We start from the raw sequence: 15496 nt of genomic DNA on the forward strand, positions 1-15496 counted from the left end.
AAGGAGTTCGCGACTATGGCTGCCGTCTGCGACGTTTGCGCCAAGGGCCCCGGCTTCGGTAAGTCGGTCTCGCACTCGCACCGGCGTACCAATCGTCGCTGGAACCCGAACATCCAGACCGTTCGCGCTGAGGTTGCACCGGGCAACACCAAGAAGCTGAACGTCTGCACTTCCTGCCTGAAGGCCGGCAAGGTCGTCCGCGGCTGATTCAGCCGGACAAGTTCGCACTGAACCCCCGACACCGATGGTGTCGGGGGTTCAGTGTTTTCCGGACCGGTTTTCCGGACCGCTCGTCGTTGCAGTAGGTGGGACCGAAGTTCCGGTTCGATCGGGGCCGCCGGTTACTGTGCTCAGGTGACTGCAACTGACGCACCCAGCAATGTCCGGATCGAGGACGGCGTTCTGCGCGTGGCCGTGTCCACCGCCGCGAACGGAACCTCTCTCGACATCGACGGAATCACCCAGGCCACCACCGCCCTGCGCGAACTCGGAAGCGAAGCGGGCGCAGTCCTGCTGGTCGGCGACGGCGGCAACTTCTGCGCCGGCGGCAACGTGCGGGCGTTCGCGTCCGCCGAGCGCCGCGGCGAGTACGTCGGCGAGGTCGCGACCGCGTTCCACGAGTTCGTCCGCGCCCTCGACGCGACCACGGTTCCGGTCGTCGCCGCCGTCCACGGCTGGGCGGCCGGTGCCGGAATGAGCATCGTGTGCCTGGCCGACATTGCGATCGGTGGCACCTCCACGAAGCTGCGGCCCGCCTACCCGTCGATCGGTTTCACGCCGGACGGCGGCATGTCGTGGACGCTGCCGCGCATCGTCGGCGCCTCCCGGGCCCGCGAGATCCTCCTCACCGACGCCGTCGTGGGTGGCGACGAGGCCGTGCGACTGGGTCTGCTGAGCCGCCTCGTCGAGGACGACCAGGTACAGGACGAGGCACTGCGCGTGGCGCGCACCCTCGCCGCCGGCCCCACGGCGTCGTACGCGGGCATCAAGAAGCTGTTCACAAGCAGCCGGACCAACACGCTGTCGGAGCAGCTCGACGCCGAGACCGCATCGATCTCCGCCGCCGCAGACGGCCCCACCGGCCGTGAGGGCGTCGACGCATTCGTCGAGAAGCGTCGCCCCGACTTCTCGTCGGTCCGCAACGTATAGGTCCGAACGCGCCCCGAACCCCGGTCCGCCGCTACGACTCCACCGTCACGGCGACCGGGGTCCGGTCCGCACGACAATGCACCTTCGGCCAATAGCCGTCCATGAAGGCCTGCTCGAACAGTCCCGCGTCGTCAGACAGATCGATACCGAAATCCCCCGAGTGGTAGACGGTGACGGCCTCCAGTCCGAACCCCGCGACGAACCGGGCACGGTCCTCCTCGGTATCGGTGTCGTCGCGCCCCCACTCCCACAGGTAGCCGACGGCCGCCTCGTGGACCGCCGGCAGATCCGCCAGAATGTCGCGCACCGCCGGTAGCAACTCTTCGATCCGCGCACGGCTCACAGCGTCGAACAGCACGCTGACGGACCGACCGCCGAACGTGCCGGCCTCCGGAACCTCGGCCGTGTAGCCCATGACCGACGGCACTCGCACGACGATCTCACCCAGCACCGGATCGCTCAGCGGCACACCCGAACCCGACACATCGATATCGGCGGCCGGAAGGTTCGGAGCATCCAGGAAGGCCCGCTCGTCCTGTTCCTCGTAGCGCGGATTGTCCTGGGCCGGTACGAGGTACGGAACGACGGACAACTGCGCCGGTGATGCGACGAGCACCCTGCCGTCATCGGAGTGCAGGTGCACACGGTTCGCCTCACGGGTGACCATCGTGACCCGGAACCGCCGGGGAATCGGGCGCGACCGCCCGCCGATCTCGAGGACCTGCCCGTCGTCGGTGTCGAGGACGCGGACGGATTCGGCAGGTGTGCTCATGCTCGGCACTCTAACAACGAACCGAGCGTCAGGGCAGACGCCAATCCACCGGATCCGCACCGAGTTCCGAGAGCAGTTCGTTGGCGCGACTGAACGGCCGCGATCCGAAGAAGCCCCGCGACGCCGACAACGGCGACGGGTGCGCCGACTCGATCGTCGGGACGTCGCCGAGCATCGGCTTGAGCGTCGCCGCGTCGCGTCCCCACAGGATCGTCACCATCGGGGTCCCCCGCTCGGCGAGCGCGCGAATCGCCTGCTCCGTCACCGCTTCCCAGCCCTTGCGCCGGTGCGATCCGGCGTCGCCTGGTGCGACGGTGAGCACCCTGTTGAGCAGCAGCACGCCGTTCTCGGTCCAGGGCGTCAGGTCACCGTTCGACGGTGTCGAGTACCCGAGGTCCTGGCTGTACTCGGAGAAGATGTTCTTCAGGCTCCGCGGCACCGGTTGGACGTCGGGTGCGACCGAGAAGCTCAGTCCCACAGCGTGACCCGGTGTCGGGTAGGGATCCTGTCCGACGATGAGCACCCGCACGTCCTCGAACGGATGCGTGAACGCACGCAGGACGTTGTCGCCGGCCGGCAGGTACTGACGTCCCGCCGCGATCTCGGCCCGCAGGAAGTCGCCCATCTCGGTGATCCGGCCCTCGACCGGCGCGAGCGCCTTCGCCCACCCGGGATCGATCAGGTCGGCGAGAGCTTTGGCCGCCATCAGTCGAGCCTGCGCAGCGAGTCGCGGTAATACGCGGCGTTCGCCTGGTACAGCTTGACGTTCAGGTCGAGGTGTCCCTCCGGAACCTCGTAGCCCTCACGGACCTTCGCCGGCACACCGAGCGCCATGCTGCGCGGCGGGACCTCGAACTTGAACGGGACCACGGCGCCCGCGCCGATGACCGAACCCGCGCCGACGACGGACCCGTTGAGCACGACCGACCCGGACGCGATGAGGCAGTTGTCGCCGATCGTCGCCCCCTCGATGTGGGCGTTGTGGCCGACGACGCACCCGGCGCCGATGATCGTCGCGTCGATCGACGTGCAGTGGACGATCGTGCCGTCCTGGATGTTGGTGCCCGCGCCGACGCTGATGGTGCCGTAGTCACCGCGTAGGACGGCCTGCGGCCAGATCGAGACGCCGGGTCCCAGGGTGACGGCGCCGATGACGACGGCATCGGGGTGGACGTATGCGTCCGGCGCGATGTCCGGCACGCGATCACCGAGTGCATAGATAGCCATGCCTGCAACCTATCCCGCGTCGAAGCTCTGCCAACCGCCGGACGCCGTCCAACCGCGTCCGTCGATCAGCACCGCCGGGTCTTCAGAGGTCCCGGTCGCGTCGGAAACGACGTCCCCGATCGCCGTCCATCCCGCCGGGAGATCTGTGTCCGGCGCGAAGGTCGCGGCAAGCGCGTGGTCTTCACCGCCGGTCATGATCCATTCCCACGGGTCTGCGCCCACCCGATCCGCGGCGGCCACGAGTGCGAGGTCGAGCCCGATCCTGCTGCGGTCGATCCGAATCCGGACGCCGGATGCCTCCGCGACGTGACCCAGGTCGGCGACGAGTCCGTCCGAGATGTCCGTCATGGCCCGTGCGCCCGCCCGGGCGGCCTCGACACCGGCCCGGTACGGCGGGGTCGGCACGCGGTGCGCATCGACCAATTCGGCGATCGACGCCTCGAGGTTCCGGTCGCTGCCGACGTGTCCGGCCGACAGCAGCGCGAGCCCGGCCGCCGAGTGCCCGAGCGTGCCGGCGACCGCGACGACGTCCCCGGCGTGCGCGCCGGAGCGAAGCACCGGGGCACGGCCCTCGAGATCCCCCAACACCGTCACCGACACCACCACGTGGTCGGACTGCACCAGGTCTCCCCCGACCACACCCGCCCCGAGCGCCTCCGCGGCAAGTCCGATGCCCTCGGAGATACCGGTCGCCACCGCCACCGGAGTGTCGGGCGGGCATCCCAACGACACCAGGAAGGCCGTCGGCCGCGCACCCATCGCCGCGATGTCCGCCCCGTTCTGCGCCACGGCCTTTCGCCCGACCTGCTCGGGAGTGGACCAGTCCAACCGGAAGTGCCGGCCCTCGACGAGCATGTCGGCCGACACCGCGACGCGACCGTCGGGCGCCTGCACCACCGCGGCGTCGTCGCCGGGCCCGAGCAGCGTCGTCGACGGCTGGCGCCGCCCCTCGACGGCTCGCCCGATCACCGCGAACTCGCCGAGTTGCGCGACGGTGCGTTCGTCGTCGTCCTGATTCGGTCGCGACGTGGCGATGGTGGTCCTCCCAGTGTCGGTGTCGGTTGTCGTCGTACTGGCTCACACGTTCGGGTGTCGCAACTGCGGTACCTTTTAGTTTGCGGCCGCGCATCCCGGTGGAGGGGCGCCGACGGGCGTTCCGCGGGAAGTCCCCAGGGACTTCCGAGACTCTACCGAGGTGACGGCGCACGACGACGGGAAGGGATGGACCCGTGGTGCAGGCTTTCGTACTGATCCAGACAGAGGTCGGTAAGGCCGCCGCGGTGGCGGCGACACTCTCCCGGATTCGGGGCGTGGACTCCGCCGAGGACGTGTTGGGCCCGTACGACGTGATCGCCCGGGTGGGCGCGCCCGTCGAGTCGGGACTGTCCGACGTCGTCGACGACATGAAGAAGGTTCAGGGCATCACCCGGATCCTGACCTGCCAGATCGCGGCCCCGACCGCACCGACCGAGAACTGAGATGTCCGAACCCGAACACCCCACAGCCGAACAGACCGAAGAACATCCGACGGAGAAGCGCCACCCCGCGCTGATCGCCACGGCCGTCGCGCTCCCGGTGGCGCTCGTCGTCGGTGTGATCGCCGCCGCCGCCATCGCGAACCGGACGCCGTCGAAGGAATCCGTCGGCCTCGGCCCGGTCGAGGCCCCGGCCGCCCAGTCCGCCGAGTGCACCGACCTGATGGCGAACCTGCCCGAGAACCTCGGCGACTACACGCGTGCCGAACTGCGGGACCCGGCACCCGAGGCAACTGCCGCGTGGCAGCCCGCCGAGGGAGATCCGGTCGTGCTGCGGTGCGGCCTGCCGCGGCCACCCGAGTTCAATCAGGCCTCACCGCTCTCCGTCGTCGACGACGTGCAGTGGTTCGAAATCTCCGGCGCCGCGCAGGGCATCGACGCGAGCACGTGGTACGCCGTCGACCGCGGCGTGTACGTCGCGGTCACCGTCCCGAACGGGTCGGGTCCGACACCGCTGCAGGACGCCTCCGCGGCGATCGGCCAGACGCTGCCGCCCCAGCCCCTCGATCCGGCACCCGTGCCCAACCCGTGAGCGACGGGCTCCGGTCCCACCGGAGCCCGTGCCCGCGGGGCACAGTCAGCGCAGCCCGGTTCCCCGGGAGACTGCGGTCTCGACGAGCGTCGAGACCAGATCGGCGTACTCGACACCCACGGCCTGCCACATGCGCGGGTACATCGAGATCGAGGTGAACCCGGGCATCGTGTTGATCTCGTTGATCACCGGACCCTCTGCGGTGACGAAGAAGTCGACCCGAGCCAGACCCTGGCAGTCGAGCGCGCGGAACGCCTGGACCGCGAGTTCGCGGATCTGCTCGCTGATGTCGTCGTCGAGCTTGGCGGGGACGTCGAACTCGCAGACGTCGTCGAGGTACTTGGTGTCGAAGTCGTAGAAGGCGGACTCGTCCCCGTCCGAGTCGGGCATGCGGATCTCCGCGACCACGCTCGCCCGCACGTCGCCGTCCGGGAACTCGAGGACACCGCACTCGACCTCGCGCCCGACGATGCCGGACTCGACGATCACCTTGGGGTCGTGCGTGCGGGCATGGGCCACGGCGTCGTCGAACTGCGCCCACTCCGCGACACGCGTGATGCCGATCGACGAGCCGCCGCGGGCGGGCTTGACGAACACCGGCAGACCGAGCCGTTCCTTCTGCGCCTCGGTCAGGGTCGTGGTGCCCGGCCGCAGCACGACCTGGAAGCCGACCGGAAGACCCTCGGCGGCGAGCAACTTCTTCGTGAACTCCTTGTCCATGCCCGCCGCGCTCGCCAGCACGCCGGGGCCGACGTACGGGATGCCGGCCAGTTCCAGAAGCCCCTGGATCGTGCCGTCCTCGCCGTAGGCACCGTGCAGCACCGGGAACACGACGTCGACCGACGCGAGGACCTCGCCCGCGCGCGCCTGGTCGAGTGCGACGAGAGCACCCGAGCGGGTGGGGTCGGCGGTGAGTGCCAGAGACGTGCCGTCCGCGTCGACGGTCGGCATCGACCGGTCCCGGATCGCGAGCGTGGCCGGGTCGGTCGACCCCAGCACCCAGGATCCGTCCGCCGTGATGCCGATCGGTACCACCTCGTAGCGCTCGGGGTCGAGGTTCCTCAGGACGCTGCCGGCGGAAACGCAGGACACCGAATGCTCGTTGCTACGGCCACCGAAGATGACGGCGACCCTGGTACGCGGATTGTTCACGCCCCAAACCGTACCGTGACGGCACCGACTCACCGAACCGACCGAGCAGCCCGTTCGCGGTGCCGCGGGATCACTCCGGCTTGACGCGTCGGCCGAGCAACATACCGACCGCGTCGCGAACCGCCAGCCCCTCGTGGCACACCTGGTGAACGGCTTCCGTGATCGGCATCTCGACACCGTGCGACGCCGCGAGAGCCCGCACCGACGTGCAGGACTTGACCCCCTCGGCGACCTGCCCGTGCGTGGCCGCCTGGGCGCTCTCGAGCGACCCGCCACGCCCGAGTCGTTCACCGAACGACCGGTTGCGCGACAACGGTGACGTGCACGTCGCGACCAGGTCGCCGACGCCGGCGAGTCCCGCCAATGTGGCCGCATTGGCGCCCAGCGCAACGCCGAGCCGGATGATCTCGGCCAGGCCCCGGGTGATCAGGCTGGCACCGGTGTTCTCGCCCAGACCGATTCCCGACGCCATGCCGCACGCCAGCGCGATGACGTTCTTGCATGCGCCGCCGATCTCGCACCCGATCACGTCGGTATTCGTGTAGGGACGGAAATATCCTGTCGCACAAGACTTCTGAATCGCCATGGCGCGCGCCTCGTCGGTGCACGCCACGACGGTGGCGGCGGGCTGTTCCAGCGCGATCTCGCGGGCCAGATTGGGCCCCGACAGCACCGCGACCCGCGAGGGGTCGACCGACGCGACCTGCGAGACGACCTCGCTCATCCGCAGCAGCGTGACGCTCTCGATCCCCTTGGCCAGGCTCAGCAGCGTGGCGTCCGGACCGATTGCCCCGGCCCAGCGCTCGAGATTGCCGCGCAACGACTGCGACGGCACCGCGAGCACCACGAGGTCGGCACCGGCGAGGGCCTCCTCGTGATCGGCGGTGGCCGACACCGTGGGCGGCAGCGCGATCCCGGGCAGGTAGTCGGGGTTCTCGTGCCGCGAGACGACGGCGTCCGCCACCTCACTGCGCCGGGCCCACAACGTGACGTCGGTGCCCGCATCCGCGAGCACCTTCGCGAACGCAGTCCCCCACGAACCAGCCCCCAACACCGCCGCCTTGCTCACGCTGCCCCCTCCGATCCGCGTTCACCGCTCGTGTCGTCCACTGCTTACACCGTTCCGCCGCCGACCTGCCCGCCGCGCCGAATACTCGAGAACACGATATCTCCCCAGGCGGTCCGGTCGCCGGTCGCGAGCCCGCGACGACACGGCTGGCAAGATTGCGCGCATGGAGGCGCAGCGACGATCGGAGCGGGCGGCGCACACCCATGTCCTGATCGCGGTCAAGGAGTTGCGTCTCGCGAAGTCGCGGCTCGCCCAATCCCTGTCGGCCGGCGACCGCACCGACCTCGTTTCCGCGATGCTGCGGGACACGCTGACCACCCTCGTCGGCGCCGGGATCGGTACCGATCCACAGTCGGGGATCACCGTCGTGACGCCCGATCCGGCCGTCGCCGCGATCGCGGACGAGTACGGCGTGCGGCACTGGCCGGACCCGGGCCGGTCGAACCCCGACGCGTCGGGCCTCAACGCCGCACTCGTCGCGGCCGAGGCCGGACTGGAGTCGGATCCGGCCCGAACCGACCTCGTCGCACTGCAGGCCGACCTGCCGGCACTGCGCGCCGACGAACTGCTCGACGCGCTCGCAGCCGCCCGACAGGTCGGACGCGCAATCGTCGTGGACCACACGGGCACCGGCACGGCGGCACTGTTCGCGTGCGGCCCCGGCACCACTCTGGATCCACGATTCGGTATCGACTCTGCTGCCCGCCACATCGCCTCCGGCGCCCATGCCCTCGAGGGGAACTGGCCGGGCCTGCGCCAGGACGTCGACACGATCGCGGATCTCACCGCCGCCGCGCGACTCGGGCTCGGACCTGAAACCCTCGCGGTGCTCGAGCGCGTCGCGTGTACATCCGGTGTCCGGGGTCCTTTGTTGCCGTGAACTGCTCGTGATCGATTGTCGTGCCTGCATTTCTCGAGGGATGATCGGAGAGTGAGCAACGGAAGAGCACTCGAGCGACGCACGAATTCCGACCGATCCACGGAGGACCGCTCCGGGACCGACCGGAAGGTTCCGGCGAGCAGCCCTGACGGTGGCCACTCGCCCAGCATCCCCACGGCACCGCCGGCGGCGACGCCGACCGGGACGGAGGACGGCGGACTGCCCGCCGCCCGCTATCTCAACCGCGAACTGAGTTGGCTCGACTTCAACTCGCGTGTGCTCGCCCTCGCCGAGGACACGTCGCTGCCGTTGCTCGAGCGCGCGAAGTTCCTCGCGATCTTCGCGTCGAATCTCGACGAGTTCTACATGGTGCGGGTCGCCGGCCTCAAGCGTCGCGACGAAACCGGACTGTCCGTTCGCTCCGCCGACGGTCTCTCGCCGCGTGAACAGTTGGCACTGATCGGATCTCGCACGCAGGAGATCTCCGACAAGCACGCCCGCGTCTTCCTCGATTCCGTGCGCCCCGCGTTGGCCGCGGAAGGAATCTCGATCATCGGATGGCCGGACCTCGACACCGAGGAGCGTCGTCGGCTGTCGAACTACTTCCACGAGCAGGTCTTCCCGGTCCTGACACCGCTCGCGGTCGACCCCGCCCACCCGTTCCCCTACATCAGCGGACTGAGCCTGAACCTCGCCGTGACGGTGAAGGATGCGGCCACCGGGGGTGAGCACTTCGCACGCGTGAAGGTCCCCGACAACGTCGACCGCTTCGTACGCGTCACGCGCACCGGCGATTCCCCGGGGTCCATTCCGGCGTTCCTGCCTACCGAAGACCTCATCGCAGCGCACCTCGATGTGTTGTTCCCCGGCATGGAGGTCGTGGAACACCACGCCTTCCGGGTCACTCGCAATGCCGACTTCGAGGTCGAGGAGGACCGGGACGAGGATCTCCTCCAGGCGCTCGAACGCGAACTCGCCCGGCGCCGGTTCGGTTCCCCGGTCCGCCTCGAGGTGGCCGACGACATGACCGAGCACATGCTCGAACTACTGCTGCGGGAACTCGACGTCGACCCGGGCGACGTCATCCAAGTTCCTGGGCTACTTGATCTTTCGTCGCTCTGGCAGGTTTACGGCGTCGACCGGCCCAACCTCAAGGACGCGCCCTTCGTGCCGGTTACCCACCCGGCCTTCGGTGAGCGCGAGACCCCCAAGAGCGTGTTCTCGACGTTGCGCGACGGCGACGTCCTCGTCCAGCACCCGTACGACTCGTTCTCCACGAGCGTGCAGAGGTTCATCGAGCAGGCCGCCGCCGATCCGCAGGTGCTGGCGATCAAGCAGACGCTGTACCGGACCTCCGGCGACTCCCCGATCGTCAACGCCCTCGTCGCCGCCGCCGAGGCAGGCAAGCAGGTGGTTGCGCTCGTCGAGATCAAGGCACGGTTCGACGAGCAGGCGAACATCAAGTGGGCCCGCAAGCTCGAACAGGCCGGCGTCCACGTCGTCTACGGCCTCGTCGGCCTGAAGACCCACTGCAAGACGTGCCTCGTGGTGCGCCGCGAGGGTTCCACGATCCGCCGCTACTGCCACATCGGAACCGGCAACTACAACCCGAAGACCGCCCGACTGTACGAGGATGTCGGCCTGCTGACCGCCGCTCCCGAGATCGGTGCCGACCTGACCGATCTGTTCAACTCGCTCACCGGCTACTCGCGGAAGTCCCAGTACCGCAACCTGCTCGTCGCGCCGTACGGAGTGCGTTCCGGAATCATCGACCGCATCGAGGGCGAGATCGAAGCGGTGAAGGCGGGGCGCGAGGCGGGGATTCGCCTCAAAGCCAACGCTCTCGTCGACGAGCAGGTGATCGATGCCCTGTACCGCGCGTCACTGGCCGGGGTACAGGTACAGGTCGTCGTCCGCGGCATCTGCGCGCTCAAGCCGGGTGTCCCCGGCCTGAGCGAGAACATCGAGGTGCGGTCCATCCTCGGCCGGTTCCTCGAACACTCACGGATCATGCACTTCCGCGCAGCCGACGAGTTCTGGATCGGAAGCGCAGACATGATGCACCGCAACCTCGATCGGCGCGTCGAGGTGATGGCACAGGTCAAGGATCCGCGCCTGACCCGCCAGCTCGACGAGATCTTCGAATCCGCCCTCGACCAGACCACGCGCTGCTGGGTTCTCCAGGCCGACAGCAGTTGGCAGGCGTCGCCGGCACGCGGCGAGAAGGTCCGTGATCACCAGGAGGAGATGATGCGCCGCCGACGGTCCGCCAACGTCTGACCGCCTGTACCGCCTGCCGCCGAACACCGCGAATCCGTGGTCGATGGAAGGAACCAAGCCCTTGAGTCCCGAGAAGCCGCGCCCCGACAACCCGACGACCGACAAACCAGTCAAAGCAAATATCTTTGCGGCGGGCGCGGTTCTGTGGCGAAAGTCTCCCTCGAATCCGTATGAGATCGAAATCGCGCTCATTCACCGTCCGCGGTATGACGACTGGTCATTTCCGAAGGGAAAGCTGGATCCGGGTGAAACGTCGATTGTCGCAGCCGTACGTGAGATCCACGAAGAAACCGGGATCGTGGCTCAATTGGGTCGACACCTCTCCGGTGTGACATATCCGATACCGGGACACCGCAAGCTGAAGCGCGTCGAGTACTGGGCGGCCGAGGCCGTGTCCGGCGAGTTCGAACCGAACGACGAGGTCGATGTCCTGCGGTGGCTCACACCGGATCGCGTCGCCGAGGAACTGTCCTATCCGATGGACCGGATGATTCTGAGACGTTTCGCACAAATCCCGCCCGACACGACGACGGTCCTCCTCGTCCGGCACGCCAAGGCCGGGAGCAGCAAGAACTACTCCGGAGACGACACACTGCGTCCGCTCGAGGAAAAGGGACAACTGCAGGCGAAAGCACTTGTGGCGCAACTCGAGGCGTTCGGAGCGAGCGAGATCTGCTCGGCGGACCGCACACGGTGCGTCCAGACGGTCGAGCCGCTCGCCGAGAAACTCGGCGTCCCGATTCGACTCGAACCGCTGCTGTCCGAAGAGGGGTACCTGGCGGATCCGGCGGGCGCACGGGCCCGCGTACGCAAGATCGCGGCGATGGGTGGCGTCCAAGTGATCTGCAGTCAGGGGGGTGTAATCCCGGATCTCATGGAGTGGTGGGCGGCCCGTGACGGTATCCATTTGCCGCCTGCACGAAATCGCAAGGCGAGTACGTGGGTTCTGTCGCTGTCCGGTGGGCGACTCGTAGCCGCCGACCATATCGACAGCCCACTCCCGCTCGTACGCAAAACGAACTGATCGTCGTACCGGAACCACGCAGACAACCAGGCGGCCACGGGAGGATTCCCGTGGCCGCCTAGTCAGTTACGGAGTGTTCCGTTGACGCCGTGGCGCCGCCGTTCTACTTACGGGCGGTGCGCTTCGCCGGAGCCTTCTTGGCCGCGGTCTTCTTGGCTGCGGTCTTGGCGGGAGCCTTGGCGGGAGCCTTGGCCGCAGTCTTCTTCGCGACAGTCTTCTTCGCGACGACCTTCTTGGCGGGAGCCTTGGCCGCGGTCTTCTTCGCCACGGTCTTGGCGGGAGCCTTGGCCGCAGTCTTCTTCGCGACAGTCTTCTTCGCGACGACCTTCTTGGCGGGAGCCTTGGCCGCGGTCTTCTTCGCCACGGTCTTGGCGGGAGCCTTGGCCGCAGTCTTCTTCGCCACGGTCTTGGCGGGAGCCTTGGCCGCAGTCTTCTTCGCGACAGTCTTCTTCGCAGCAGCCTTCTTGGCCGCAGTCTTCTTGGCCGCAGCCTTCTTCACCGGCTCCGCAGCGCCGCGCTTGACGGCCGGACCGGACGAGGGAAGCTTCTGGCCGCCGGCGATGAGCGCCTTGAACTGTGCGCCCGGACGGAAGGCCGGAACCGACGTCGGCTTGACCTTGACCGTCTCACCGGTGCGCGGGTTGCGCGCGACACGGGCAGCGCGGCGACGCTGCTCGAAAACACCGAAACCGGTGATGGTGACACTGTCCCCGGAATGGACGGCCCGCACGATGGTGTCGACGACGTGCTCGACGGCCTCGGTGGCGGTGCGCCTGTCCGTGCCCAGTTTCTCGGTCAGAACATCGATGAGCTCTGCCTTGTTCATGGAAATTCCTCCGCAAACTAATGGTCCACCGTCGGACCGACTACGAACTACGGTAAACCCGAAATCGGCAAGAGTCTATGTGGCACGCCAATTCTCATCAAGCGCGGCCCCCCGATCTGTGGTAGATCGGGGGGCCGCGTCAGGTGTTCGAATGCGTCAATTGTCGTTCGCGACGCGCGCCGGAAGCGTCGCTGGTTTCCAAGACGGCCTTGACTTTTCGAACTCCGAAATCGCGTCTACCTGGCGCAACGTGAGCCCGATGTCATCCAGTCCCTCGAGCAGACGCCACCGCGTGTAGTCGTCAATCTCGAAGCGCACCACCGTCGTTCCGGCGGTCACGGTCTTGTCCTCGAGATTCACCACAAGCTCGAGACCCGGCTGCTCCTCGAGGAGCTTCCACAGCATCTCGACGTCGCTCTGCTCGACCTGAGCGGCGAGCAGACCGGCCTTGCCGGAGTTGCCGCGGAAGATGTCGGCGAAGCGCGACGCGATGACGACGCGGAAACCGTAGTCGGACAGCGCCCAGACCGCGTGCTCGCGAGACGAGCCGGTGCCGAAGTCGGGTCCGGCGACCAGAACGCTGCCCTTGTCGTACGGCGCGAGGTTGAGGATGAACTCGGGATCGGTGCGCCACGCAGCGAACAGACCGTCCTCGAAACCGCTGCGGGTCACGCGCTTCAGGTACACCGCGGGGATGATCTGGTCGGTGTCGACGTTGGACCGGCGCAGCGGGACGCCGATTCCCTTATGAGTGGTAAAGGCTTCCATCGTTTTCTCCTACTTCCTTTGCGCCCTATGCCAGATCTGCCGGTGCCGAGAGCGTTCCCCGCACCGCGGTCGCCGCCGCAACAGCGGGAGACACGAGGTGCGTGCGACCACCCTTGCCTTGGCGGCCTTCGAAATTGCGGTTGGACGTCGACGCCGAGCGCTCGCCCGGGGCCAACTGGTCCGGGTTCATGCCCAGGCACATCGAGCAGCCCGCCTGACGCCACTCGGCGCCCGCAGTGGTGAAGATCTCACCGAGGCCTTCCTCTTCGGCCTGAGCCCGCACCCGCATCGATCCGGGGACGACGAGCATCCGGACGCCGTCGGCGACCTTTCGCCCCTTCAGAACCTCGGCCACCGCCCGCAGATCCTCGATCCGGCCGTTGGTGCACGAACCGACGAAGACGGTGTCCACGGACACCTCTCGCAGCGGCGTGCCGGCCTCCAATCCCATGTAGGCCAGAGCCTTCTCCGCCGCGAGGCGCTCGCTCTCGTCCACGATGTCCGACGGGTTCGGCACCGAATCACCCAGCGGAGCACCCTGACCGGGGTTGGTGCCCCACGTGACGAACGGCGTGAGCGACGCCGCGTCGATGTGGACCTCGGCATCGAAAACCGCGTCCTCGTCGGTCTTCAGCTGATCCCACGCCGCCACGGCAGCATCCCAGTCGGCACCCTGCGGCGCGTGCGGGCGACCCTTGATGAACTCGTAGGTGATCTCGTCCGGCGCGATCATGCCGGCGCGAGCGCCGGCCTCGATCGACATGTTGCAGATCGTCATCCGGGCTTCCATGGACAGCTTCCGGATGGCCTCACCGCGGTATTCGAGGACATACCCCTGTCCCCCACCGGTACCGATCTTCGCGATCACGGCGAGGATGAGGTCCTTACTCGTGACGCCGGCCGGCAGTTCCCCGTCCACCGTGATCGCCATCGTCTTGAAGGGCCGCAACGACAGCGTCTGCGTGGCCATCACGTGCTCGACCTCGCTGGTGCCGATTCCCATTGCGAGAGCACCGAAAGCGCCGTGCGTGGAGGTGTGGCTGTCGCCACAGACCACCGTCGTACCGGGCTGCGTGAGACCCAGCTGGGGACCGACCACGTGGACGATGCCCTGGTCCAGATCACCCATCGGGTGCAGCCGAACCCCGAACTCCTCGCAGTTCTTCCGCAGAGTGTCGACCTGGGTCCGCGAGACCGGATCAGCGATCGGCTTGTCGATGTCGACCGTCGGGACATTGTGGTCCTCGGTGGCGATCGTCAGGTCCGGGCGGCGCAGCTTGCGGCCGGCGAGCCGGAGTCCGTCGAATGCCTGCGGGCTGGTGACCTCGTGCACGAGGTGCAGGTCGATGTAGATCAGGTCCGGCTGCCGCGCCGCACCCTCACCCTCACCGCGCACGACTACGTGCTCGTCCCACACCTTCTCGGCCAGAGTGCGTCCTCTGTGAGCCATCTTCTCCACCTCTGTGATCAGGATGTCGCGTCACCGGGTTTCAGGGCCGACCCGTGTCGCGTGATGTGTCGAACCACCCGCCGCCGCATTTCGGCTATGATCCCAATATGCGAGAACGGAGTATCGACCTATGAGACAGCATAGCGGTATCGGAGTGCTTGACAAAGCAATGGGCGTGCTGCACGCGGTGGCCGAACAGCCCTGCAGCCTCACCGAACTGTGCAACCGGACCGGTCTCCCTCGCGCCACCGCCCACCGACTGGCGGTGGGCCTCGAGGTCCACCGACTCCTCACGCGCGACGCCGACGGGTTGTGGTGCCCGGGCCCAGGATTGAGCGAACTCGCCGCAAGCGCCAGCGACCCCCTCGTCGACGCCGCCGCCCTCGTCCTGCCTCGCCTCCGCGAGATCACCGGCGAGAGCGTCCAGCTGTACCGCCGCGAAGGCACGCAGCGCGTGTGCATCGCCTCCATGGAGCCGCCCACCGGGCTGCGGGACACCGTCCTCGTGGGCGCCCGACTGCCGATGACGGCCGGATCCGGGGCCAAGGTCCTCCTCGCATGGGCCGACCCCCAGACACAGCGCGCCATCCTCCCCGAGGCATCGTTCGGCGAGCGAGTGCTCGTCGAGGTCCGCCGCCGCGGCTGGGCCCAGAGTGCGGCCGAGCGCGAACCGGGCGTCGCCAGCGTCGCGGCACCGGTTCGGGACGCTGCCGGCAATGTGGTCGCCGCGATCTCGGTGTCCGGACCGATCGACCGGATGGGCCGACGCCCCGGCGCGCGCTGGGCCGCGGATCTCCTGGCCGCCGCCGACGCCCTCCACAAGCGCCTGTAA

17 protein-coding genes are annotated in these 15496 nt (G+C 68.0%); 8 read left to right on the forward strand and 9 right to left on the reverse strand.

The genetic code is table 11. From position 1 onward, the window contains the following. Positions 1 to 15 precede the first annotated feature (15 nt). Positions 16 to 207 (forward strand): 50S ribosomal protein L28, encoded by a 192-nt coding sequence (gene rpmB / locus ACQ5DX_RS14845; RefSeq protein WP_137799103.1) that lies wholly within the window; start codon positions 16 to 18, stop codon positions 205 to 207. A 147-nt stretch (positions 208 to 354) separates the two neighbouring features. Beyond that, positions 355 to 1149: an enoyl-CoA hydratase/isomerase family protein gene (locus ACQ5DX_RS14850; protein WP_430333331.1), complete on the forward strand. Its 795-nt coding sequence runs from the start codon at positions 355 to 357 to the stop codon at positions 1147 to 1149. A 31-nt stretch (positions 1150 to 1180) separates the two neighbouring features. On the opposite strand, the gene ACQ5DX_RS14855 is transcribed toward ACQ5DX_RS14850, so the two are convergent. Genes ACQ5DX_RS14855 through ACQ5DX_RS14870 form a run of 4 tightly spaced genes read right to left on the reverse strand, consistent with a single transcriptional unit; the run spans position 1181 to position 4117 of the window. Continuing rightward, positions 1181 to 1921: a hypothetical protein gene (locus ACQ5DX_RS14855; protein ID WP_430333332.1), complete on the reverse strand. Its 741-nt coding sequence runs from the start codon at positions 1919 to 1921 to the stop codon at positions 1181 to 1183. A 28-nt stretch (positions 1922 to 1949) separates the two neighbouring features. After that, positions 1950 to 2627 carry a uracil-DNA glycosylase gene (locus ACQ5DX_RS14860; RefSeq protein WP_430333333.1) on the reverse strand — a complete coding sequence of 226 codons (678 nt, stop codon included), beginning with the start codon at positions 2625 to 2627 and terminating at the stop codon, positions 1950 to 1952. Beyond that, positions 2627 to 3148 (reverse strand): gamma carbonic anhydrase family protein, encoded by a 522-nt coding sequence (locus tag ACQ5DX_RS14865; protein WP_430333334.1) that lies wholly within the window; start codon positions 3146 to 3148, stop codon positions 2627 to 2629. The genes ACQ5DX_RS14860 and ACQ5DX_RS14865 overlap by 1 nt, the downstream gene beginning before the upstream one ends. Before the next feature lie 9 nt (positions 3149 to 3157). Beyond that, positions 3158 to 4117, reverse strand: a complete 960-nt coding sequence (locus ACQ5DX_RS14870; RefSeq protein WP_430333335.1) for a thiamine-phosphate kinase — start codon at positions 4115 to 4117, stop codon at positions 3158 to 3160. 260 nt (positions 4118 to 4377) lie between these two features. Between ACQ5DX_RS14870 and ACQ5DX_RS14875 the strand changes: the two genes are divergently transcribed. Beyond that, a complete protein-coding gene (locus ACQ5DX_RS14875; protein WP_430333336.1) occupies positions 4378 to 4626 on the forward strand; it encodes an Lrp/AsnC ligand binding domain-containing protein in 249 nt (82 codons plus the stop codon). Position 4627: 1 nt separating this feature from the next. Then, positions 4628 to 5215 carry a DUF3515 domain-containing protein gene (locus tag ACQ5DX_RS14880; RefSeq protein WP_430333337.1) on the forward strand — a complete coding sequence of 196 codons (588 nt, stop codon included), beginning with the start codon at positions 4628 to 4630 and terminating at the stop codon, positions 5213 to 5215. A 45-nt stretch (positions 5216 to 5260) separates the two neighbouring features. Here the strand turns inward: ACQ5DX_RS14880 and ACQ5DX_RS14885 are convergent, their stop codons facing one another. Continuing rightward, complete coding sequence (locus tag ACQ5DX_RS14885) at positions 5261 to 6367, reverse strand: D-alanine--D-alanine ligase family protein (protein WP_430333338.1); 1107 nt, start codon at positions 6365 to 6367, stop codon at positions 5261 to 5263. Between the two features lie 70 nt (positions 6368 to 6437). Then, complete coding sequence (locus ACQ5DX_RS14890) at positions 6438 to 7436, reverse strand: NAD(P)H-dependent glycerol-3-phosphate dehydrogenase (RefSeq protein ID WP_430333339.1); 999 nt, start codon at positions 7434 to 7436, stop codon at positions 6438 to 6440. Positions 7437 to 7599: 163 nt separating this feature from the next. On the opposite strand from ACQ5DX_RS14890, the gene cofC reads away from it, so the two are divergent. Genes cofC through ACQ5DX_RS14905 form a run of 3 tightly spaced genes read left to right on the forward strand, consistent with a single transcriptional unit; the run spans position 7600 to position 11620 of the window. Further along, positions 7600 to 8316, forward strand: coding sequence for a 2-phospho-L-lactate guanylyltransferase (gene cofC / locus ACQ5DX_RS14895; RefSeq protein ID WP_430333340.1), 717 nt, complete (start codon positions 7600 to 7602; stop codon positions 8314 to 8316). A 51-nt stretch (positions 8317 to 8367) separates the two neighbouring features. Next, a complete protein-coding gene (locus ACQ5DX_RS14900) occupies positions 8368 to 10596 on the forward strand; it encodes an RNA degradosome polyphosphate kinase (RefSeq protein ID WP_430333341.1) in 2229 nt (742 codons plus the stop codon). Between the two features lie 43 nt (positions 10597 to 10639). Next, the gene (locus tag ACQ5DX_RS14905; RefSeq protein WP_430333342.1) at positions 10640 to 11620 is read left to right on the forward strand and encodes an NUDIX hydrolase; all 981 of its coding nucleotides are present in this window, start codon (positions 10640 to 10642) and stop codon (positions 11618 to 11620) included. 103 nt (positions 11621 to 11723) lie between these two features. Here ACQ5DX_RS14905 and ACQ5DX_RS14910 read toward each other — a convergent pair whose 3' ends face one another. The 3 genes from ACQ5DX_RS14910 to leuC all read right to left on the reverse strand — a co-directional run bounded on the left by ACQ5DX_RS14910 (position 11724) and on the right by leuC (position 14673). After that, positions 11724 to 12446 carry an HU family DNA-binding protein gene (locus tag ACQ5DX_RS14910; RefSeq protein WP_430333343.1) on the reverse strand — a complete coding sequence of 241 codons (723 nt, stop codon included), beginning with the start codon at positions 12444 to 12446 and terminating at the stop codon, positions 11724 to 11726. A gap of 156 nt (positions 12447 to 12602) precedes the next feature. Further along, positions 12603 to 13214 (reverse strand): 3-isopropylmalate dehydratase small subunit, encoded by a 612-nt coding sequence (gene leuD / locus ACQ5DX_RS14915; protein ID WP_430333344.1) that lies wholly within the window; start codon positions 13212 to 13214, stop codon positions 12603 to 12605. A 25-nt stretch (positions 13215 to 13239) separates the two neighbouring features. Further along, positions 13240 to 14673, reverse strand: a complete 1434-nt coding sequence (leuC, locus tag ACQ5DX_RS14920) for a 3-isopropylmalate dehydratase large subunit (protein WP_430333345.1) — start codon at positions 14671 to 14673, stop codon at positions 13240 to 13242. Between the two features lie 121 nt (positions 14674 to 14794). Between leuC and ACQ5DX_RS14925 the strand changes: the two genes are divergently transcribed. Then, positions 14795 to 15496, forward strand: a complete 702-nt coding sequence (locus ACQ5DX_RS14925; RefSeq protein WP_430333346.1) for an IclR family transcriptional regulator — start codon at positions 14795 to 14797, stop codon at positions 15494 to 15496.

The sequence above is a fragment of the Rhodococcus sp. ACT016 genome, from assembly GCF_050477185.1.
Classification (GTDB): Bacteria; Actinomycetota; Actinomycetes; order Mycobacteriales; family Mycobacteriaceae; genus Prescottella.

What these genes read in the sequence shown, in the direction of transcription:
- rpmB (WP_137799103.1), top strand. Translation starts at nt 16, where the DNA reads ATGGCTGCCGTCTGCGACGTTTGCGCCAAGGGCCCCGGCTTCGGTAAG.
- ACQ5DX_RS14855 (WP_430333332.1), bottom strand. Translation starts at nt 1,921, where the DNA reads ATGAGCACACCTGCCGAATCCGTCCGCGTCCTCGACACCGACGACGGG.
- ACQ5DX_RS14860 (WP_430333333.1), bottom strand. Translation starts at nt 2,627, where the DNA reads ATGGCGGCCAAAGCTCTCGCCGACCTGATCGATCCCGGGTGGGCGAAG.
- ACQ5DX_RS14865 (WP_430333334.1), bottom strand. Translation starts at nt 3,148, where the DNA reads ATGGCTATCTATGCACTCGGTGATCGCGTGCCGGACATCGCGCCGGAC.
- ACQ5DX_RS14880 (WP_430333337.1), top strand. Translation starts at nt 4,628, where the DNA reads ATGTCCGAACCCGAACACCCCACAGCCGAACAGACCGAAGAACATCCG.
- cofC (WP_430333340.1), top strand. Translation starts at nt 7,600, where the DNA reads ATGGAGGCGCAGCGACGATCGGAGCGGGCGGCGCACACCCATGTCCTG.
- ACQ5DX_RS14905 (WP_430333342.1), top strand. Translation starts at nt 10,640, where the DNA reads ATGGAAGGAACCAAGCCCTTGAGTCCCGAGAAGCCGCGCCCCGACAAC.
- ACQ5DX_RS14910 (WP_430333343.1), bottom strand. Translation starts at nt 12,446, where the DNA reads ATGAACAAGGCAGAGCTCATCGATGTTCTGACCGAGAAACTGGGCACG.
- leuD (WP_430333344.1), bottom strand. Translation starts at nt 13,214, where the DNA reads ATGGAAGCCTTTACCACTCATAAGGGAATCGGCGTCCCGCTGCGCCGG.
- ACQ5DX_RS14925 (WP_430333346.1), top strand. Translation starts at nt 14,795, where the DNA reads ATGAGACAGCATAGCGGTATCGGAGTGCTTGACAAAGCAATGGGCGTG.